The organism is Rhodococcus sp. 1R11 (genome assembly GCF_004563845.1).
GTDB lineage: Bacteria > Actinomycetota > Actinomycetes > Mycobacteriales > Mycobacteriaceae > Rhodococcoides.
The window spans coordinates 207,446-226,525 of sequence record NZ_SPNG01000007.1 but is presented as its reverse complement, the minus strand read 5'-3'; the positions used below and the strand labels follow the sequence as shown (position 1 = coordinate 226,525).

The window sequence follows — 19,080 nt, the reverse complement described above, 5'->3', positions numbered from 1 at the left end:
TAGTTCGACGGTCAAGACTCGTCGACCTCTGTCACCGGACCGAAGGTGGCACCGCGGCGGTAGCCGTTCGTCCTGATGCAGACGTGTCCCTCGGGGGCGAGCGGCAGGCCGCACAGTGGGCACGGTGCTCGTCCGGCCGCCACGACCAGCTCGGACCGCGCCGCGAACTCGCGAGCCTGAACGGGAGTGAGAAACACTCGAACCGCGTCGGGGCCCTCGTCGGTGTCGTCGAGCACGACGGATTCGTCGACCTCGACCTCACTGACGGCCAACAACTCCACGACGACGGCATTGGCGTCTGCGTCCCAGCCCAACCCCATCGTGCCGACCCTGAATTCGGTGTCGATCGGGGTCACCAACGGACTGGTGTCGAGGGTCTCGGTCTCCTCGGTCGGCACATCGGTACCGAAGCGACGCTGCACCTCCTCGAGCAGCAGTCCCATTCGATCGGCCAGCACCTGTACCTGCTGCTTCTCCAACGCGACCGACACCACTCGGGCATCGTGCACCGCTTGGAGAAAGAACGTTCGGTCACCCGGCTCACCTACGGTCCCGGCGACGAAACGATCAGGGGTGCGAAAAACGTGTATGGCGCGCGGCATTGCACCTCCTAATGACTCGAAAAGCTCCGCGAAACGAATCGCGAACTTCCATTATCGGCCACAGATCGACCGTGGACGGTATTGCTTGCCCTCCAGCCTGCCACCGATCGGGAGATCGGCGGCGAACCGGCATCTCTAGGTGCCCGCGCCGCCGCCCACCACTGCATCGGACGTGTCCGCAACGTCGGGTTTCGCGCCGGCTTCGTCGGACGTCGGCTCTTCCGCCTTCGGCACGAACACGCTCAAGTCGGATCCGGTGTCGTTGGTCCGCAACACGAACGGCCGAGTCGAGGTGTAGCGCACGACGCTGATCGACGCCGGATCGGCAACGATCCGCTGGAAAGAATCGAGATGGGCACCCATCGCATCGGACAGCACCGACTTGATCACATCCCCGTGAGAGCAGGCCACCCACAGCACATCCCGGCCGTGGTGGGCGGCCAGCCGCGCATCGTGCTCCCGTATCGCCTGGACCGCGCGTTGCTGCACCGTCGCCAAGCCTTCTCCTTCGGGGAACACCGCCGCGGACGGATGCTGCTGAACGACCTTCCACAGCGGCTCGGCAAGCAGCTCCTTGATGGTTCGACCGGTCCATTGCCCGTAATCGACCTCGACGATCCTGTCCTCGACCATGGGTGTCAGCCCCAACCGCGTGGCCAGCGGTTCCACGGTTTGCTCGCACCGCAACAACGGAGAGCGCACGATCTCCACGACCGGGAGGACGCCCAGCCGTTCGGCAACCGCCTGCGCCTGCTCGCGGCCCCGGTCGTCGAGCTCCACCCCTTCACTCCGACCTGCGAGCGTGCCCGCAGTGTTCGACGTCGAACGTCCATGGCGAAGCAAGATGACTGTCATTGCTCCGAGCCTAACGAGGAACGGTTCACGTAGCCGAGACAACCCCGCCGGCCAGCAGACCCAGAACAACCACACCGAGCACGATGCGGTAACCGACGAACCAGTACAGCGAATGGTTCGCGACGAACTTGAGCAACCAGGCGATCGAGGCATAACCCAGGCCGAACGCGATGATCGTGGCCACCAGCAGCTGTGCTCCCGACGCGGCGAGGCCGGAGCCGACCGGCTCGAAGGCGTCGGGCAGCGAGAACAAGCCGGACGCCGTGACGGCCGGGATGGCGAGAAGGAACGAAAAACGCACTGCAGCTTCGCGTTCGAGTCCGAGGAACAGGCCGGCGCTGGTGGTGGCTCCGGAGCGGGACACTCCAGGAATCAGCGCCAGGCATTGAGCGAGACCCATGACGATGCCGTCCCTGGTGGTGAGTTCTTCGATCGGCCGTTCCTTACGGCCCAGCTTCTCCGCGACGGCGATCACTACGGCGAAAGCGATCAGCATGAATGCGATGAGATAGAGATTGCGTGCACCGGTGCGGATCTGATCCTTGAACAACAGACCCAGAATGCCGATCGGGATGGTGGCGATGATCACGTACCACCCCATGCGGTAATCGAGACCCCGTTCTTCTTTCCTGCGCAGTCCGACGAACCAGGCCTTGATGATTCTGACGATGTCACGCCAGAAGAAGAGCAAGACAGCGGCTTCGGTGCCCAGCTGCGTCACCGCGGTGAACGACGCACCGGCGTCCTCGTTCCAGAACACCCCGGACACGATTCGCAGATGCCCGGAAGAGGAAATCGGAAGGAATTCCGTCAGTCCCTGGACAGCGCCGAGGATGATCGCCTGCAGCCACGTCATGTCGATCATGCGGCACCCCGTTCCAGCGTCGAAGCGGACGATTCGATTGTTGCCGGCGCGTGGGCGAGTGCCCGCCCCCTGGATTCGCGATTCACGGGGACGACCGTACCCGGCGCGGCACTTGCGCACCGAGCGGCGCGGCGCACTACTGTGCACTGGCGGCAGGCCAGTACGAACCCGACGATCACAGGTAAAAGGACATTCGGCACATATGAAGCAGAGATCGGTCGGCACCAGCGGACTTCGGGTGTCGAGGCTCGGCCTCGGCACTCTCGGGTGGGGCAGCGGGACCGATGGCGACGACGCTGCGGCGCAGTTGTCGGCGTTCGCCGAGGCAGGCGGCACCCTGGTCGATACGTCTCCGGCGTACGGCGACGGTCGAGCTCAGCGAGTGCTCGCGGAGTTGCTCGACGATGTGGTTCCTCGGCAGGACTTGGTGATCAGCAGTGCCGCGGGGGTCGGTTCGCGGTACGGCCGATATCACGTCGATTGCTCGAGGCGTGGACTGCTCGGTCAGTTGGACGCCACGCTGCGTGAGCTCGGTACCGACTATCTCGACCTGTGGCAGGTGGCCACCTGGGATCCGATGACTCCGGTGGACGAGGTGGCGGCAACACTCGACTACGCCGTCTCGAGTGGCCGGGTTCGCTACACCGGTGCCCGCGGGTATCTGGGCTGGCAGTTGGCTACGGCTGCGGGTTCGGCCGGTGTCGGACGGATCGTGTCGACGCAGGCGGAGTACTCACTGTTGGCCCGCGGGATCGAGGACGAACTGGTTCCCGCCGCTGTTCACCACGGCATCGGAATCCTCGCGGCGGTTCCACTGGCCGGTGGGGTCCTGACGGGTAAGTACCGCAACGGGATTCCGGCCGATTCTCGCGGGGCCGACGAGCTACACGCCGACGCGGTGAATGCATACCTGACCGATTCGGCGGTAGGCGTCGTCGATGCGGCGGTCACGGCCGCCGATGGCCTTGCCACCTCTCCCCTGGTCGTCGCACTTGCGTGGGCTCGTGATCGTCCCGGGGTGAGCAGTGCGATCGTCGGTGCCCGCGATCTGGCCCAGTTGATGGGTGCTCTGATGGCCGAGGAGCTCGAACTGCCGGCTGCCATCACGTCGGCCCTGGACGACGTCAGCGGTTGATCGCAGGTGCTGCTCGGCCTGGGGTGAGGTCGACCGAAGGTCGGGCAGGCTAACCTATGGTTGTGATCGTCAAACGCCTCGCCGCCGCGCTGCTGACGGCCGGACTGCTGGTGTCGTGTTCGGTGAACACCTCCGCAGCACCGGACTCCGGCACGATCGGCCCCCGCACCGCCGTCGTCGACGACCCTGATCCGACGCCCATCGCGGTCGATCCGGTTGCCGAACTCCCGGTCACCGTCACCGGTTTCGACGGCGTGCCCGTCACCATTTCGGACAACAGCAGGATCGTGGCGGCCGACCAGTACGGCACCCTCGCCGAAACGGTGTTCGCGCTCGGACTCGGCGACAATCTCGTCGGGCGCGACACTTCGGCGTCGTTTCCCGCGGCAGCAGACGTACCCGACGTCACCCCTACCGGCCACTCGCTCAGTGCCGAAGGCATTCTTGCGCTGTCGCCGACGGTCGTCCTGACCGACACCAGTATCGGCCCGCGCGCTGTCCAGGATCAGATTCGGGCCGCGGGAATTCCGGTCGTCTACTTCGACCCCGCTCGAACTCTGGCCGGGGTAGCAGGACAGATCGACGCTGTTGCGGCGGCTCTCGGGGTTCCCGACGCCGGTTCCGCACTGGCGCAACGGGCAACCGAAGAGATTGCCGCGGCGACACAGAACGCGCCCCGATCCGACGAGCCGCTGAAGGTTGCGTTTCTGTACATGCGTGGTCCGGCGATCAAGATGCTCGCCGGACCGGGTTCGGGAGCGGACGCTCTCATCGAGGCGATCGGTGCTCGGGATGCAGGGGTCGAATCGGGTCTGACCGAACAGTTCGTCCCGGTGACCAGTGAGGCACTCATCGCTGCGGCACCCGACGTCATTCTCATGATGACCAAGGGGCTGCAATCGATCGGCGGGATCGACGGGCTCGAGCAGATACCCGGTATCGCGCAGACGCCCGCCGGTCAGCAGCGTCGGGTGGTCGACATGGACGACGGCACCGTTCTCAGTTTCGGTCCGAACACCGGAAAGGTGCTGGCTGCTTTGTCGAAGGCCGTCTACGAACCTGCCTCATGAGCGACGTGTCGTCTGCACGGTCGCGGTCGGGTACGACGCGAGTGGTCTCGACCTTCGTCGTGCTGGCGATCGTTCTGGTGGTTTTGGCCCTGATGTCAGCTGTCGTCGGACAGGTACCGACGACTCCGGCGGAAGTGCTGGGAAGTCTGACACATCGGGTGGGCCTCGACATCGGTCCGATGCCCGCTCACCCCAGCGGCGAGGTGACCCTTTGGCAGGTCCGGTTTCCTCGGCTGACCCTCGCGATGCTCGTCGGCGCCTGTCTGGGGTGCGCGGGTGCGTTGCTCCAGGGTGTGTTCGCCAACCCGCTCGCCGAACCCGGTGTCGTCGGCGTGTCGTCCGGCGCGGCTGTCGGTGCGAGCTCGGTCTTCGTCCTGGGCGGCAGCTTTGCCGGGGTCTGGACCGTGGCGCTCGCAGCCTTCGTGGGCGGACTCGTCACCACGATTGCGGTGTACTTCCTGGCTCGCAATGCCGGCCGAACCGAGGTGGTGACCCTCATCCTCACCGGAGTCGCCGTCAATGCGTTCGCCGGCGGTGTGATCGCGTTCTTCACGTTCGTCGCCAGCCCGGCCGCTCGCGACCAGATCGTCTTCTGGCAGTTGGGTTCCCTTGCCGGTGCCACGTGGCAGTCGGTGGCGGTGGTCGGTCCGCTGGCGCTGCTCGGGATCGGCGCGTCGTCGATGATCGCCGGCCGGCTCGACCTGCTTGCACTCGGTGAGAACGTGGCGCGCCATCTCGGCGTGAATGTCGAGCGCCTACGACAGTTCGCCATCGTGGTCGTCGCACTGCTCGTCGCGTCGGGTGTGGCGTTCACCGGGATCATCCTGTTCGTGGGTCTCGTGGTGCCCCACGCCATGCGCATGGTGCTCGGTCCGGCGCACCGGGTACTCATCCCTGCCAGCGCACTCGCGGGAGGCGTGGTCCTCCTCGGTGCCGATCTCGTCACGCGGACGCTCGTGGCGAATGTCGACCTTCCGCTCGGGATGGTGACCTCGTTGGCGGGCGCACCGTTCTTCTTCTGGCTGCTGCGCCGCACCCGGGCTCGTCAGGGCGGGTGGGCATGATCGGGAAATTCGGTGGACACCGTTCCGACATCCCTGCCGACCCGACACCGGGTTCGCGCACCCTGGTCGCCGTAGGGGTCGGTGCACGCCGCGGTGATCGTGCCGTTCTGAACGATGTGCATCTCGAGGTCGTCGCGGGAGAGATTCTGGCTCTCGTGGGCCCGAACGGGGCGGGGAAGTCCACGTTGCTGTCGGTCCTGTCCGGAGACACCGAGCCCAGTTCCGGTTCGGTACTGCTCGGAGAGCGACCATTGTCCTACTTCCGGCCGGTCGACCTCGCGCGGAGACGCGCCGTGCTCCCGCAACAGCACGCAGTCGGATTCGCGTTCACCGCCGAGCAGATCGTGCGGATGGGCCGGGCACCGTGGACCGGCACGTCGGCGGCACGCGAGGACGACGCGCAGGTGGCCGCCGCCATGGCCGCCTGCGATGTATCCGAATTCGCCGCGCGTCCGTTCGGAGCCCTGTCCGGCGGCGAGCAGTCCCGAGTCGCGTTGGCACGTGTCATGGCACAACGCACCGCCACGATCATGCTCGACGAACCCACCGCGGCACTCGATGTGGGGCACCAGGAGTCGGTGATGGCCGTGGTGCGTTCACTGGCCGCCTCCGGTCGTGCCGTGGTTGTCGTACTGCACGATCTGGGTCTTGCTGCGGCCTACGCCGATCGGGTCGCGATTCTCGACGCGGGCGAGCTGGTGGCAACGGGACCGCCCCGGGAGGTACTCACCGCCGAACGGCTCGGCCGGATCTACAGACACCCGGTCGATGTCTTCGACCACCCTGTCACCGGTGAGCAGCTGGTGATCCCGAAGCGCTTCAGAAACCCTCGAGCGCTGAGTTGACGCGGGCGAAGAAGGCCCGCACTGCGGTGTCGCGCAGTGACACATCCGACAGCTGCTGAGCATGAGCGACTGCATCACGAACCACCCCGATGATGCTGCGTTCGTCGGTCAGATCGATCTCGGTGACCGAGTGCTCGGCGACGGCGTCCACCTCGGTCGGATCCGGCACGGCCGACACGACATCGGCTCGATAGATCTTCACGTAGAGCGTGCTGCGCTGAACTCTGAACGCGAACGCGCGCCCGTCGTCGGTTCTGCCGAAACCGTTGGCGTGCGTACCCGCATTCACTTCCTCGACCACGAAGTGCGTTCCTTCGGATCCCACATTCGCTCCCATGTCGTGCTCGTTCACGAATTCGATGCCGATCGAACACGCTACCGTCTTCGCGCCGCCGCCGAACGGCACCGAGTCCCGGGCTGTCGATTTCGTCGAGGTCGACGGGCGCTGGTACAGATGTGTCAGCGCCCTACCAGGAGCAGTCACCACAGGAAGTAGGTTCGGTTCCATGCGAACACCGTCGGCACGTACGGCCAGGACGGCAGTGGCGTCCGCGCTCGCCGTCGTCACACTGGTCAGTTTGGGTGGCTGCTCGAGCGACGACGACAACGTCGACGAGACCTCCGTCGAGCCACGGCCTCCGGCCTTGTCCCCGGCGACCGCAGTGGCTCCGGCCGGAGTCGTCCGCGCCTTCGCTCCCGTGGACGCACTGACCTTCGATTCTGCGACGCGCACGTTGGTTGCCCTGACCGACGCGTCGACCACCGTGAGCCTGGTGGACGGGGAGGCGTCGAGCGAGCCCCGCGTGGTTGATCTGGGCGGATCCGCTGCAGAGCTGGTCGCCGGACGCGACTCGAGTGTCTTGGTTCCGATGGACGGGGTTCTCTCGAGGATCACCGTGGCAGACGCTCAGCGCACCGATACCCCCGTCGACGGCCGAGCTCTGTCGGCTGCCGATCTACCCGACGGCACCACGGCGGTGGGTGACGCCACCGGACGTATCCGCATTCTCGACGCAGCAGGGCAGGTGACGGGCACCGTGTCTGGACCGGGGGTGACCTCGGCCGACGCGTTGGCCAGTACACCGGACGGTGTCTCGGTACTCGATCGCCGCCAGACCTCGATCACCGATCTCAATCTCGACGACGACACCCTCGGTGTGGCCCTGCGCGCGGGTGAAGGCGCCGCCGAGATGACCAGCGACGAGTACGGACGACTTCTGGTCACCGACTCGACCGGCACGGAGCTGCTGGTCTTCACCTCGCACGATCTGCTGATGCGGCAACGGTTTCCGGTCGGGTCCGCGCCCTGGGCGATCGCCTACGATGAACAATCCGGTATTGCATGGGTCACCTTGCCGGCTCGCAACGAGGTGGTCGGGTACACACTCGACACCGGAATTCCGGTCGAGGCGCAACGGTTGCCCACTGTGCGACAGCCGAACTCGGTTGCCGTCGACGCGGAGACCGGCGATCTGTACGTGGGATCGGCGACCGGGGACGGGCTGCAGCGCATCCCCGCCGCGGGCCGTTGAACTGCTGAATCGGCAGGAGACGGTACCCGCAGAACGACCCTCGAGAATGGTGGAGGCACGTGAACGCACACGAGAATTCGATGCCGGGCCGAGCGAAGATGCCCGTCGGGTGGGAGGTGTCCCCGTCCGACGACTGGGAGTACGTCCCTCTCCGGTTGCCACCCGAAGTCACTCGGGTGACCGCATCGATGCGGCTCGCGATTCAGGCCGAATTCGGCGGCTGGGAGCTGTCTCGGGTCCGTCTGTACAACGATGGAAGTCGCCGCGTGTTGCTCAAGCGCAAGAAGACCGCACATCATGTGCCGGAGCCCGGAATCTGACCCTCTCGACGGCGTGATCGATCGACTCCGAACATTGACCCAGAAGTACCGACCGGAAAGAAGACCGTGGGAGACCGCCTGTACCGCGTCCTGTTGCGCCTGATGTTTCTCGTATCACCGGAAAGGATCCATCACCTCGCCTTCCGTGTACTTCGGGTCGTTGCCGCTCTCCCTCCGCTTCGGAAGCTGGCCAGCGCACTGTTCGTCGTCGACGATCCGCGGTTACGTTCGACGGCATTCGGCATCGAATTCCCGGCACCCCTCGGGCTCGCGGCCGGGTTCGACAAGAATGCAGACGGTATCGATGCGTGGGCACCGCTGGGTTTCGGTTTCGCCGAGATCGGCACCGTGACTGCGCAGGGTCAACCCGGAAATCCGACGCCTCGACTGTTCCGGCTGCCGCTCGACCGCGCGATCATCAATCGGATGGGTTTCAACAACCACGGTGCGGAGTATGCGGCCGCCAAACTGCGCTCGCGCAGAACCCGGATCCCCATCGGTGCGAACATCGGCAAGACGAAGGTCGTCGAGCCCGCGGACGCCGCCGCCGATTACACCACTAGCGCCCGTTTGCTGGGACCTCTTGCTGATTTCGTCGTCGTCAACGTCAGCTCCCCCAACACTCCCGGTCTACGGGACCTGCAGGCCGTCGAGTCGTTGCGGCCGATTCTGGTTGCCGTGCAGTCGGTGGTGTCGGTACCGGTGTTGGTGAAAATTGCGCCGGATCTGTCAGACGAGGACATCGACGCCGTCGCAGATCTGGCTGTCGAACTCGGGCTCGACGGCATCGTGGCGACCAACACCACTGTCTCTCGCGAGGGGCTCCGCACCGACGCCGAGGCGGTGGCGGCAATCGGTGCAGGCGGGCTGTCCGGTGCTCCCCTGCAAGCTCGCTCGCTCGACGTCATCCGGCGCCTCTACCGCCGGGTCGGTACACAGCTGACGTTGATCTCGGTGGGAGGAATCGAAACGGAGCAGCAGGCCTGGGAGCGCATCGTCGCCGGTGCGTCACTGGTGCAGGGATACACCGGGTTCATCTACGGCGGACCGCTGTGGATCAGAAACATCAACCGTGGTCTGGCGTCGAGACTCGAGCAGCACGGATTCGCCACGCTCTCCGATGCAGTGGGTTCGGAGAACACGCTCTGACAGCCCCTCGTCGTGCGCGTTCTGCGTAGCTGGGGCTACGCAGAACGCGCACGACGGGACCGCAGTCAGGCCTCGTAGGTACCCGTGATCACGGCACGTCCGATGGCGTGCGAAAACAGGTTGAACCCGAGGTACGCCGGGGTCGCCGTCTCGTCGACCTCGAGCCGATCGACGTCCACGGCGTGCACCGCGATGAAGTAGCGGTGCGGGCCGTGGCCTGCGGGCGGGGCCGCCCCGATGTACCGGAACAGGCCCGCGTCGTTCTTCAGCGTCACCGCCGTGCTGGGCACCCCGGTTCCACCGTCGTCGCCTGCTCCCGAGACCAGCGACGTGGTCTCGACCGGAATGTTCGCCACGGCCCAGTGCCAGAAACCCGAGGCGGTCGGGGCGTCGGGATCGTAGACCGTCACCGCGAAGCTCTTGGTGCCCTCGGGAAATCCGGACCAGGACAGCTGCGGGGAGTTGTCGTGTCCACCGGCTCCCATGATTCCGCTGACCTGCTGTGCCTTCAGAGGCTTGCCGTCCTCCACATCCTCGGACGTCAACTCGAAGGACGGTAGGTCCGGAAGCGAGTCGTATGGGTTGTACGCCACGATGGTTCCTTTCGTATCAGCTGTGCATCAAGAAGTGCTCGAGCACCTGTGTGCCGAACTCCAACGATTCCACGGGTACTCGTTCGTCGATGCCGTGAAACAACGCCGCGAAATCGAGTTCCGGCGGAAGCTTGAGCGGGGCGAACCCGAAGCAACGAATCCCGATGCGCGCGAACGCTTTTGCATCGGTGCCGCCGGACAACATGTACGGAACAGTTCGGCCGTTCGGATCGTGCGCGAGGACGGCGTCGTTCATCGCGTCGACGAGATCCCCGTCGAACGTGGTCTCGTACGGTTCCAGCTTGGTGATCCATTCCCGTTCGACATTCGGGCCGATCAGTTCGTCGACCTCCTTCTCGAAGGCGGCCTGGCGTCCGGGCAGCACGCGGCAATCCACCACGGCCGTCGCGGTCTGCGGGATCACGTTGGCCTTGTAGCCGGCCGAGAGCATCGTGGGGTTCGCCGTGTCGCGCAGGGTCGCGCCGACGATGCGGGCGATGCTGCCGAGTTTGAGCAGCGTGCCGTCGATGTCCGGTGACGTCGGATCGAAGTCGAGTCCGGATTCCTCGGAGACCGCCTGCAAGAACTGCGATACCGACTCGGTGAGCACCAGGGGGAATGTGTGATTGCCCAGTTTCGCGACGGCCTCGGCCAGATAGGTCACGGCGTTGTCGTCGTGCAGGAACGATCCGTGTCCGGCCCGCGCCTTTGCGGTCAGCCGCATCCACGCCAGACTCTTCTCCGCGGTTTCGACCATGTACAGCCGCTTCTCGGTGCCGTCCGGTCGAGCGACCGTGAGCGAGAACCCGCCGACCTCGCCTACTGCTTCCGTCACGCCCTCGAACAGATCCGGTCGGTTGTCGACCAACCAGTGCGATCCGTACTTGCCGCCGGCCTCCTCGTCGGCGAGGAACGCGAACAGGATGTCGCGGGGCGGAACCGTGCCGTTCGACTTGAACTGGCGGGCCAGCGCCAGTGCCATCCCGACCATGTCCTTCATGTCCACGGCACCTCGACCCCAGACGTAGCCGTCTTCGACGGCTCCGGAGAACGGGTGCACACTCCAGTCGGCCGGCTCGGCCGGAACGACGTCGAGGTGTCCGTGTACCAGCAGAGCTCCTCGGGACGAGTCGGCGCCGCGCAGCCAGGCGAAGACGTTGCCGCGTCCGGGGGCGCCGGATTCGACGTACTCGGTCTCGTATCCCACCTCTTCGAGCTTGCTCGCCACCCATTCGGCGCATTCCTTCTCGCCGACCGTGGTGTCGAGTTCGCCGGTGTTCGAGGTGTCGAACCTGATCAGAGAGCTGACCAGCTCCACGACTTCGTCGAGAGCGACGGTGGGGGTGCGTTCTCCTCGGCTTCGGGCATTGTTCACTTCGGGGTCGTTCGAATCGTTTGCCACATCGTCGTTCCTACCATCACCGAGGGGCCGGGGCACCACCGAAAACCGCTCGACGCATGAACTGACGTGGGGATTTGGGTTATCGGGAACCCGTCGGATAATCTTACGCAGCGCACAGCGACCAGCTGTGAGAGCAACAAGAGAATATGCGGCAACGGTCGCACATGTCCGAGTGGCGGAATGGCAGACGCGCTAGCTTGAGGTGCTAGTGTCCTATTAACGGACGTGGGGGTTCAAGTCCCCCCTCGGACACCGTCTGAATGTTTTTCACAGACAAAGATTTTCAAAGATCTGAGTTGAGACAGACGAAACTGACCCTGATTCTTCGGAATCGGGGTCTTTTTCGTTGTTCTCACGTCGACGGCTCGACCGGGCCGATGCTAGGAGACTGAAGATGGACTCGATCGACCCCACCGATCTCGACACGTGTCTGCGGGTGCTCGCCCAAGCCGCCGAGCTGGACAAGAATCATCCGGATTCCATCGCCGTCCAGCGGGCGTCCGGTGCCATGTTCAAAGATCTCAAGCGTGCTCGACGCGTCGCCGCACGGAACGCCGTCAGCGCAGCCGACCGGGCCGTCGTGGCGGCCACGGCAACCGGCTCCCCGGACCGTATCGACGACGAGACCGCAGGTTTGTCCCTCACCTCGCGCGCCGAGGGTGAGATCGCGGGCACCTTGATCAGGGCGCGCCCGTGCTACATCTGCAAGCAGCGCTACACCGATGTCGATTCGTTCTACCACCAGCTCTGTCCCGAGTGCGCGACGCTCAACCGCGGCAAGCGAAACGCACGAACCGATCTGTCCGGACGGCGAGCACTGCTGACCGGAGGACGGGCGAAGATCGGCATGTACATCGCGCTTCGGCTGCTTCGCGACGGCGCGCACACGACGATCACGACGCGTTTTCCCAACGACGCAGTGCGCCGGTTCGCTGCGATGGACGACAGCGATCAGTGGTTGCACCGCTTGCGCGTCGTCGGTATCGATCTACGAGACCCCGCTCAGGTCGTGGCACTTGCCGATTCGGTCGCTGCCGAGGGGCCGCTCGACATCCTGATCAACAACGCTGCGCAGACGGTCAAGCGCTCCCCCGGCTCGTACAGCGCGCTGGCCGACGCCGAAGCGGAGCCGTTGCCCGCGGCATTGACCGGCGGTGCCGGGCCGGAACGGATCACGTTCGGCAAGACCAGCGACGCACACCCTGCGTCGTTGGCCAGTTCGTTGCCGGCCACGGCGATCGGCGGTCAGCAGGTCTCGGCGACTCTGAGTGCGGACGACGTCGCGTCCCTGGCGATGGTGGCGGGTTCGGTGACAGCGGAGCGTATCGAGAACGGACTGGCGATCGACGCGGGCGGCTTGGTGCCCGACCTCGCCGAGACCAACAGCTGGATTCACACCGTCGAGCAGGTCGACCCGGTCGAGTTGCTCGAAGTGCAGCTGTGCAATTCGGTGGCACCGTTCATTCTCGTCTCACGCCTGCGCGCGTCGATGGAGGCGTCACAGGCTCGACGTAAGTATGTGGTCAACGTTTCTGCCATGGAGGGTCAGTTCGGTCGGGCATACAAGGGCCCGGGGCATCCGCACACCAACATGGCCAAGGCGGCACTGAACATGCTGACCCGCACCAGTGCCAAGGAGATGGTGGAGAGCGGCATCCTGATGACCGCGGTCGACACCGGATGGATCACCGACGAGCGCCCGCACCCCACCAAGATGCGGCTGGCCGACGAGGGCTTCCACGCGCCGCTGGATCTGGTCGACGGTGCTGCGCGGGTGTACGACCCCATCGTGCAGGGCGAACTCGGAGTCGATCTGTACGGCTCGTTCCTCAAGGATTACCAGCCCTCGCCCTGGTGACGATCGGCCCCGGGATCGTTTCTTCGGGTGATTCTGCACGTGGACGTCCCCGGAGCAGGCCGGGCTGCGATACTCGGAAACGACGCCGTCTCGCGTGAGCGAACGGCACCGAGACACAGCGTTAGGCGGTCACCATGGGCGAGGATGTCGAACGCCGAAAGTTCACCAGACAGGACCGACACCAGTTTCGGCAGAAGGTTCAGGACTGCCTCGACGCGTTGGCCATCATGTTGGCCGACGAGACGTTCCAGGTCGGCGAACCCCAGATCGGCATGGAGATCGAGCTCAACCTCGTAGACGAGGACATGGCACCGTCGATGGCCAATGCCGAGGTACTCGACGCCATCGCCGATCCTGATTATCAGACCGAGCTGGGCCAGTTCAACATCGAGATCAACGTCGATCCTCGACCGCTGCGGGGGTCGTCGATCGCCGAGTTGGAAAGGGATCTGCGGCGATCGTTGAATGCTGCCGACGAGCGGGCCCGTGGCTCGGGTAGTCGACTTGCCATGATCGGCATGCTTCCGACGCTGACGAAGGAACACTTCGAGCATCGGTGGCTGTCGGCGAATCCGCGATACGACCTACTGAACCAGCAGATCTTCGCTGCCCGTGGTGAGGACATCGAACTGAAGATCGCGGGCGTTCGTCTGCCCGGGTCTACGACCGCCGAGAATCTCGATATCGTGACCGACACGATTCTGCCCGAGGCGGCCTGCACGTCCGTCCAACTGCATCTGCAAGTCGCCCCTGACGAGTTCGCGTCGTATTGGAATGCCGCACAGGCGTTGTCGGGTGTTCAGGTTGCGCTCGCCGCGAACTCGCCGTTTCTCGCCGGGCGTGCACTGTGGCACGAGACCCGCATACCGTTGTTCGAGCAGGCCACCGATACGAGGCCGCAGGAACTCAAGAACCAGGGCGTTCGCCCACGAGTGTGGTTCGGGGAGCGATGGATCACCTCGATCTTCGACCTGTTCGAGGAGAACTCGCGCTACTTCCCCGCCCTGCTCCCGGTGTGCAGCGAAGAGGACCCCAAAGCCGCTCTGGCTCGTGGTGATACGCCGTCACTGTCGGAACTGCGGATGCACAACGGAACCGTGTACCGGTGGAACCGGCCGATCTACGATCGATCCGGCGACGGGCACCATATCCGGCTCGAGAACCGCGTTCTGCCTGCCGGACCGACAGTCGTCGACACCCTCGCCGATGCCGCGTTCTACTACGGCACCGTACGGGCTCTCGCGGATGCCGATCGGCCCCTGTGGTCGCAGATGTCGTTCGATGCCGCCGAGGAGAACGTGCACTCCGCAGCCCGCGGCGGGTTCGATTCGATGCTCTACTGGCCCGAGGTCGGCTGGGTGAGTCCGCAGGAGCTGGTACTGCGACGATTGCTTCCGATGGCCGAGGCCGGTCTCGCCGCGTACGGCGTCGACTCTGCCGTACGTGACCGCTATCTCGGCGTCATCGAAGCGCGGTGCCTGGCCAAGCAGTCGGGATCGGGGTGGCAGCGAGACGCCGTCGTCGCGCGCGAACGGGCAGGCGATAGTCGGGAGCAGGCTCTCGCGGGGATGTTGGGAGATTACGTCGACAGGATGGACGCAGGAGAACCCGTGCACACCTGGACCCACTAGCCGACGCTGCCTGCAGCGTCCGCGTTAGTGTCGTAACCATGACTACGTCCGACTCGGATTTCACCTCAGGCCCCGACCGTACTCACGACATCGTCGTCTACGGCGTCACCGGATTCGTAGGAAAGCTGACGGCGAAGTACCTCGCCGAACACGCGCCTGCCGACACCCGTATCGCGCTGGCAGGCAGGTCCACCGGACGCATCGAGGCAGCGCGAAAGGAACTGGGACCCAACGCCCAGAACTGGCCCGTCATCGAAGCCGACGCCGCCGACACCGCTGCGCTGCGATCCATGGCCGAATCGACCCGAGTCGTCATCACGACGGTCGGCCCGTATGCCAAGTACGGCTTGCCTCTGGCAACTGCGTGCGCCGAGGCCGGAACCGACTACGTCGACCTCACCGGCGAGGTGCTCTTCGCTCGCGAGAGCATCGACACCAACCACGAGATCGCTCAACGTACCGGGGCCAGGATCGTCCACTCGTGCGGGTTCGACTCGGTGCCGTCCGACATCGGTGTCCACGCTCTCTACGAGGCGGTGACTGCGGACAACGCCGGTGAACTGACCGACACGACGCTCGTGGTCACCTCGATGTCGGGCGGTGTCAGCGGCGGTACCGTCGACTCGCTTCGTGGCCAGATCGAGGCCATGAAGAAGGACAAGCGGGCCAGGCGCATCGCGGCCCGTCCGTATTCACTGAGCCCCGATCGAAGCCTCGAGCCCCAACTCGGCCGCCAACTCGACACCGTGCTCATCGACGGCAAGAAGATCGATCCGAGCCTGCGCGGGTGGAAGGCGCCGTTCGTGATGGCCTCGTACAACACACGAGTCGTGCGGCGTACCAATGCACTTCGAGACTGGGCCTACGGAAAGCAGTTCCGGTACAGCGAGGTGATGAGCGTCGGCTCGTCCGTCGTCAGCCCGGTGCTCGCCGGCGCACTGTCGGCAGGACTGTTCGTCGGAGTGTCGGCCATGACGGTACTTCCGGGCAAAGTGCTCGATCGCATCCTGCCGAAGCCCGGCAGCGGCCCCAGTGAAAAGGCCCGAGAGAAGGGCCATTTCACGGTCGATCTGTACACCCTGACCACGTCCGGGGCGCGGTACCGGGCCCGGGTCAAGGCCTCCGGCGACCCCGGCTACAAGGCCACGGCGGTCATGCTCGCCGAGTCCGCACTCGCGCTGGTTCTCGGCGGTGACGCACTTCCGAAGGCCAGCGGAGTTCTCACTCCCGCGACCGCGATGGGCGACGTTCTGGTGGACCGTCTGAATGCGGCCGGCGTGGAGATCTGGGCCAAGCGGAACTGATTGCGGTGCAGGGAACGCCGGGCACAACTGGATATCTCGCATCGACGCTTCCGGTCGCTACGCTCGCCGCCGAGTCGGTCGGTGCCCTCGGCACCGCCGTCGCCCGAGTGCAGAGCGCAGTGGGGCCGGTGTCGACGGATGCGGAGACGATGACGCCGACAGCGTCCATGGCGCGTATTGCCGCGTCGTTCATGGGCGACACCGTGTTACGGATAGACGGCGAGCCGGTGCAGGCTTTCGCCGATCTGTCCGGCTTCTTCCCGGTGTCCGACGGCTGGGTGAGAACCCACGCCAACTACCCACATCACCGAGAGGCGTTGCTCGGTGTGGTGGGCCTCGGCGGCACCGGCTCGGCGGAGTCGATCGACGTGTTCGGCGATCGACTCCGCGGAATGTCCGGGTTCGAGCTCGAAGAACTGTGTGCGGCGTCGGGCGCTCTGGCCGTGCAGGTGCGCACGGAGGAACAGTGGTCCGCTCACCCCGCTGGTGTCGCGGCACGGTCCGGTCCGGTCGTCACACGAGGCGCGGCTGATCCGGCTGCCCGAGTGCGTATTCCGTCGTTCGCACCACACGGTGCCGATTACCCGTTGGCGGGTATCCGGGTGCTCGATCTGACGCGCGTGATTGCCGGTCCTGTCGCTACCCGCGCTCTCGCACTTCTCGGTGCCGATGTGCTCCGTGTCGATTCGCCCCGGCATCCGGAACTGCCGTGGCAGCATCTGGAGAACGGTCAGGGCAAGCGGTCGGCCCTGCTGGACCTGGACACGGCGGAGGGACTCGATCGGGTGCTCGGGCTCCTCGACTCGGCCGACGTGCTCGTCACCGGGTATCGGCCGGGGGCCCTCGACCGTTTCGGCCTCGAACACCGGACGGACCTCGTCCACGGGCGCATCAGCGCATGGGGCACAGAGGGTCCGTGGTCGCGGCGGCGCGGCTTCGACAGCCTCGTTCAGGCTGCGAGCGGTATCTCGGTTCTTGAAGGCCGGGACGGTCGGCCCGGTCGGCTCCCGGCTCAGGCCCTCGATCAGGCGAGCGGTTATCTACTGGCTGCCGGAATCGTCTCGGAACTGGCGGCGCGCGCAGAAGGGTCGGGCACTGCGGCACCGGTCGACGTCGCGCTGGCCAGAACAGCGGCGTGGCTGACCGACCTTTCCGGGCGAGACCCCGAACACCGCCCTGCCGCGCCACCGCCACCCGAGTGCGTGGTCACGCACGGCTCGGTGACGGCAGCGCGACCGGTGTTCGACCGTTACTCCGACTACGCGTACCCCGCTCACATCTGGGGTAGCGACGACGCCGGTTGGCTACCGCGCTGACCGGTCTGCGGAGCTACTCCCGGTCAGCGCCGACGCCTCGGTGTACAGATCCTTGGCCTCCTCGGTCGAATCCACCTGGGGCGGAGAACCGTCGAGCGGCTGAGTAGCCGACTCGCGGAGGAAACCGACGGCGATCAGACCGATGACGCCGCTGATGATCAGGTAGTAGGCCGGGATCATGGTGCTGCCGGTGGAACTGACCAGGGCCGAGGTGACCAGCGGTGTGGTGCCGCCGAAGATCGATACCGACAGGTTGAATCCGATCGACAGTGCGGCGTAGCGCACGCGGGTCGGAAACAGAGCAGGCAAAGTCGAGGCACTGGGTGCCGCGAAGCACGCCAACACCACTCCCAGAAGCAGGCACGCAATCAGAGGCCCGATCCATCCGCTGCGTTGGATCAGCAGGAAGCACGGGATGGCGAGAACGATCTGTCCGATGGCACCGAACACGAACACCGGCTTGCGGCCGATTCGGTCGGTCAGCCGACCCACCGCCACGATGATGGACACGACCACGACCATCGCGGACAGGACCAACAGATCGGCGCTGAGCTGGCTGCGACCGACGACCTCGGTGAAGTACGTGGGCAGGTACGAGGTCACCATGTAGTTGGTGACGTTGTACAGCAACACGATTCCCATGCAGATGAGCAGTGCTTTCCAATGGACTGTGAAGATCTTTCCGATCGAGCTGCGTCCGGTCTCCTGCGCCTTGACCTTGGAGTCGTGCTCGTCGAGTTGTTTGCGGAACGCGGGGGTGTCCTCCAGCTTGAGGCGCAGGTACAAACCGATGATGCCCATCGGACCAGCAATGAAGAACGGTATGCGCCAACCCCATTCGATCATGGTGGCGTCGCCCAGTACCGCATTCAGAATCGTCACCAATCCGGACCCCATCGCGTATCCGACGAAAGTGCCGAAGTCGAGCCAGCTGCCGAGAAAACCACGTCTCTTGTCGGGTGAGTATTCGGCGATGAACGTGGTGGCACCGCCGTATTCACCACCGGTGGAGAATCCCTGAACGAGGCGGGCGACGAGCAGCAGGATGGGAGCCCAGATTCCGATGGAGTCGTAGCTGGGAATCAGGCCGACGGCCAGCGTGCCGATCGACATCATGATCATGGTGGCGGCCAGGACCTTCTGGCGTCCGATGCGGTCGCCGAGCGGGCCGAAGAAGAGTCCACCGAGTGGCCGTACGACGAACGCTGCCGCGAACGTGGCAAAGGTCGACAGCAACTGGACCGCCGGCGACGCGTCGGGATAGAACACCTTGCCGAGCGTCGCGGCCAGATAGCCGTACACGCCGAAGTCGAACCACTCCATCGTGTTTCCCAGCGCCGCTGCAGACACGGCGCGTTTGAGCATGGGCTGGTCGACGACCGTGATGCTCTCCTCCGACATCGCCGGCTTGCGACGCATACGTTTGAAGAACGCGTCACGCCGCAGACGCTGAACGTGGCGCTGGCCCCATTTCGGGATCTGGGGTGACGACTCGGGCGATTCTGAACCTTGCGCAACCGTCATTGCAGCAACGTTAGC

General features: G+C 65.2%; 18 protein-coding genes and 1 tRNA gene. 12 read left to right on the top strand and 7 right to left on the bottom strand.

The annotated features are described in order from the left end of the window. Window positions 1-11 precede the first annotated feature (11 nt). The 3 genes from E4P29_RS14815 to E4P29_RS14805 all read right to left on the bottom strand — a co-directional run bounded on the left by E4P29_RS14815 (window position 12) and on the right by E4P29_RS14805 (window position 2,322). Window positions 12-602, bottom strand: coding sequence for a DUF3090 domain-containing protein (locus E4P29_RS14815; RefSeq protein ID WP_135045782.1), 591 nt, complete (start codon window positions 600-602; stop codon window positions 12-14). Between the two features lie 135 nt (window positions 603-737). Continuing rightward, window positions 738-1,457 carry a histidine phosphatase family protein gene (locus tag E4P29_RS14810; protein WP_135045780.1) on the bottom strand — a complete coding sequence of 240 codons (720 nt, stop codon included), beginning with the start codon at window positions 1,455-1,457 and terminating at the stop codon, window positions 738-740. A 25-nt stretch (window positions 1,458-1,482) separates the two neighbouring features. Further along, a complete protein-coding gene (locus tag E4P29_RS14805; protein ID WP_209205411.1) occupies window positions 1,483-2,322 on the bottom strand; it encodes an undecaprenyl-diphosphate phosphatase in 840 nt (279 codons plus the stop codon). A 202-nt stretch (window positions 2,323-2,524) separates the two neighbouring features. Here E4P29_RS14805 and E4P29_RS14800 point away from each other — a divergent pair, with 202 nt between their 5' ends. Genes E4P29_RS14800 through E4P29_RS14785 form a run of 4 tightly spaced genes read left to right on the top strand, consistent with a single transcriptional unit; the run spans window position 2,525 to window position 6,436 of the window. Next, window positions 2,525-3,457: an aldo/keto reductase gene (locus tag E4P29_RS14800; RefSeq protein ID WP_032372436.1), complete on the top strand. Its 933-nt coding sequence runs from the start codon at window positions 2,525-2,527 to the stop codon at window positions 3,455-3,457. Between the two features lie 56 nt (window positions 3,458-3,513). Further along, the gene (locus E4P29_RS14795; RefSeq protein WP_135045778.1) at window positions 3,514-4,527 is read left to right on the top strand and encodes an ABC transporter substrate-binding protein; all 1,014 of its coding nucleotides are present in this window, start codon (window positions 3,514-3,516) and stop codon (window positions 4,525-4,527) included. Next, window positions 4,524-5,591, top strand: a complete 1,068-nt coding sequence (locus tag E4P29_RS14790; RefSeq protein ID WP_135045776.1) for an iron ABC transporter permease — start codon at window positions 4,524-4,526, stop codon at window positions 5,589-5,591. Before E4P29_RS14795 ends, E4P29_RS14790 begins: the two co-directional genes overlap by 4 nt. Beyond that, window positions 5,588-6,436 carry a heme ABC transporter ATP-binding protein gene (locus tag E4P29_RS14785; protein ID WP_135045774.1) on the top strand — a complete coding sequence of 283 codons (849 nt, stop codon included), beginning with the start codon at window positions 5,588-5,590 and terminating at the stop codon, window positions 6,434-6,436. The genes E4P29_RS14790 and E4P29_RS14785 overlap by 4 nt, the downstream gene beginning before the upstream one ends. Here E4P29_RS14785 and E4P29_RS14780 read toward each other — a convergent pair. Beyond that, window positions 6,411-6,944, bottom strand: coding sequence for a hypothetical protein (locus E4P29_RS14780; RefSeq protein ID WP_245154332.1), 534 nt, complete (start codon window positions 6,942-6,944; stop codon window positions 6,411-6,413). The two genes, E4P29_RS14785 and E4P29_RS14780, sit on opposite strands and share 26 nt — an antisense overlap. Here E4P29_RS14780 and E4P29_RS14775 point away from each other — a divergent pair. The 3 genes from E4P29_RS14775 (at window position 6,943) to E4P29_RS14765 (ending at window position 9,437) form a co-directional block, all read left to right on the top strand. Beyond that, a complete protein-coding gene (locus tag E4P29_RS14775) occupies window positions 6,943-7,968 on the top strand; it encodes a hypothetical protein (RefSeq protein ID WP_135045772.1) in 1,026 nt (341 codons plus the stop codon). The two genes, E4P29_RS14780 and E4P29_RS14775, sit on opposite strands and share 2 nt — an antisense overlap. 80 nt (window positions 7,969-8,048) lie before the next feature. Then, the gene (locus E4P29_RS14770; protein ID WP_135045918.1) at window positions 8,049-8,288 is read left to right on the top strand and encodes a DUF5703 family protein; all 240 of its coding nucleotides are present in this window, start codon (window positions 8,049-8,051) and stop codon (window positions 8,286-8,288) included. A 78-nt stretch (window positions 8,289-8,366) separates the two neighbouring features. After that, entirely contained in the window at window positions 8,367-9,437 is a 1,071-nt protein-coding gene (locus tag E4P29_RS14765) for a quinone-dependent dihydroorotate dehydrogenase (protein WP_135045916.1), read from the top strand. Between the two features lie 65 nt (window positions 9,438-9,502). On the opposite strand, the gene E4P29_RS14760 is transcribed toward E4P29_RS14765, so the two are convergent. Continuing rightward, complete coding sequence (locus E4P29_RS14760; RefSeq protein ID WP_094717474.1) at window positions 9,503-10,030, bottom strand: YbhB/YbcL family Raf kinase inhibitor-like protein; 528 nt, start codon at window positions 10,028-10,030, stop codon at window positions 9,503-9,505. Between the two features lie 16 nt (window positions 10,031-10,046). Then, complete coding sequence (locus E4P29_RS14755) at window positions 10,047-11,405, bottom strand: M20/M25/M40 family metallo-hydrolase (RefSeq protein WP_135045914.1); 1,359 nt, start codon at window positions 11,403-11,405, stop codon at window positions 10,047-10,049. A gap of 193 nt (window positions 11,406-11,598) precedes the next feature. On the opposite strand from E4P29_RS14755, the gene E4P29_RS14750 reads away from it, so the two are divergent. The 5 genes from E4P29_RS14750 (at window position 11,599) to E4P29_RS14730 (ending at window position 17,541) form a co-directional block, all read left to right on the top strand. Continuing rightward, a tRNA-Leu gene (locus tag E4P29_RS14750) sits at window positions 11,599-11,684 on the top strand. Window positions 11,685-11,826: 142 nt separating this feature from the next. Next, window positions 11,827-13,290, top strand: coding sequence for an SDR family NAD(P)-dependent oxidoreductase (locus tag E4P29_RS14745; RefSeq protein ID WP_135045770.1), 1,464 nt, complete (start codon window positions 11,827-11,829; stop codon window positions 13,288-13,290). Between the two features lie 134 nt (window positions 13,291-13,424). Continuing rightward, complete coding sequence (locus tag E4P29_RS14740; protein WP_135045768.1) at window positions 13,425-14,921, top strand: glutamate-cysteine ligase family protein; 1,497 nt, start codon at window positions 13,425-13,427, stop codon at window positions 14,919-14,921. A 38-nt stretch (window positions 14,922-14,959) separates the two neighbouring features. After that, complete coding sequence (locus E4P29_RS14735) at window positions 14,960-16,225, top strand: saccharopine dehydrogenase NADP-binding domain-containing protein (protein WP_135045766.1); 1,266 nt, start codon at window positions 14,960-14,962, stop codon at window positions 16,223-16,225. A gap of 5 nt (window positions 16,226-16,230) precedes the next feature. Next, window positions 16,231-17,541 carry a CoA transferase gene (locus tag E4P29_RS14730; RefSeq protein WP_135045765.1) on the top strand — a complete coding sequence of 437 codons (1,311 nt, stop codon included), beginning with the start codon at window positions 16,231-16,233 and terminating at the stop codon, window positions 17,539-17,541. Here the strand turns inward: E4P29_RS14730 and proP are convergent. Continuing rightward, entirely contained in the window at window positions 17,530-19,065 is a 1,536-nt protein-coding gene (gene proP / locus E4P29_RS14725; protein ID WP_135045763.1) for a glycine betaine/L-proline transporter ProP, read from the bottom strand. The two genes, E4P29_RS14730 and proP, sit on opposite strands and share 12 nt — an antisense overlap. Between the last annotated feature and the right edge of the window lie 15 nt (window positions 19,066-19,080).

What these genes read in the sequence shown, in the direction of transcription:
- E4P29_RS14815 (WP_135045782.1), bottom strand. Translation starts at nt 602, where the DNA reads ATGCCGCGCGCCATACACGTTTTTCGCACCCCTGATCGTTTCGTCGCC.
- E4P29_RS14810 (WP_135045780.1), bottom strand. Translation starts at nt 1,457, where the DNA reads ATGACAGTCATCTTGCTTCGCCATGGACGTTCGACGTCGAACACTGCG.
- E4P29_RS14805 (WP_209205411.1), bottom strand. Translation starts at nt 2,322, where the DNA reads ATGATCGACATGACGTGGCTGCAGGCGATCATCCTCGGCGCTGTCCAG.
- E4P29_RS14800 (WP_032372436.1), top strand. Translation starts at nt 2,525, where the DNA reads ATGAAGCAGAGATCGGTCGGCACCAGCGGACTTCGGGTGTCGAGGCTC.
- E4P29_RS14795 (WP_135045778.1), top strand. Translation starts at nt 3,514, where the DNA reads ATGGTTGTGATCGTCAAACGCCTCGCCGCCGCGCTGCTGACGGCCGGA.
- E4P29_RS14790 (WP_135045776.1), top strand. Translation starts at nt 4,524, where the DNA reads ATGAGCGACGTGTCGTCTGCACGGTCGCGGTCGGGTACGACGCGAGTG.
- E4P29_RS14785 (WP_135045774.1), top strand. Translation starts at nt 5,588, where the DNA reads ATGATCGGGAAATTCGGTGGACACCGTTCCGACATCCCTGCCGACCCG.
- E4P29_RS14775 (WP_135045772.1), top strand. Translation starts at nt 6,943, where the DNA reads ATGCGAACACCGTCGGCACGTACGGCCAGGACGGCAGTGGCGTCCGCG.
- E4P29_RS14780 (WP_245154332.1), bottom strand. Translation starts at nt 6,944, where the DNA reads ATGGAACCGAACCTACTTCCTGTGGTGACTGCTCCTGGTAGGGCGCTG.
- E4P29_RS14770 (WP_135045918.1), top strand. Translation starts at nt 8,049, where the DNA reads ATGCCGGGCCGAGCGAAGATGCCCGTCGGGTGGGAGGTGTCCCCGTCC.
- E4P29_RS14745 (WP_135045770.1), top strand. Translation starts at nt 11,827, where the DNA reads ATGGACTCGATCGACCCCACCGATCTCGACACGTGTCTGCGGGTGCTC.
- E4P29_RS14740 (WP_135045768.1), top strand. Translation starts at nt 13,425, where the DNA reads ATGGGCGAGGATGTCGAACGCCGAAAGTTCACCAGACAGGACCGACAC.
- E4P29_RS14735 (WP_135045766.1), top strand. Translation starts at nt 14,960, where the DNA reads ATGACTACGTCCGACTCGGATTTCACCTCAGGCCCCGACCGTACTCAC.
- proP (WP_135045763.1), bottom strand. Translation starts at nt 19,065, where the DNA reads ATGACGGTTGCGCAAGGTTCAGAATCGCCCGAGTCGTCACCCCAGATC.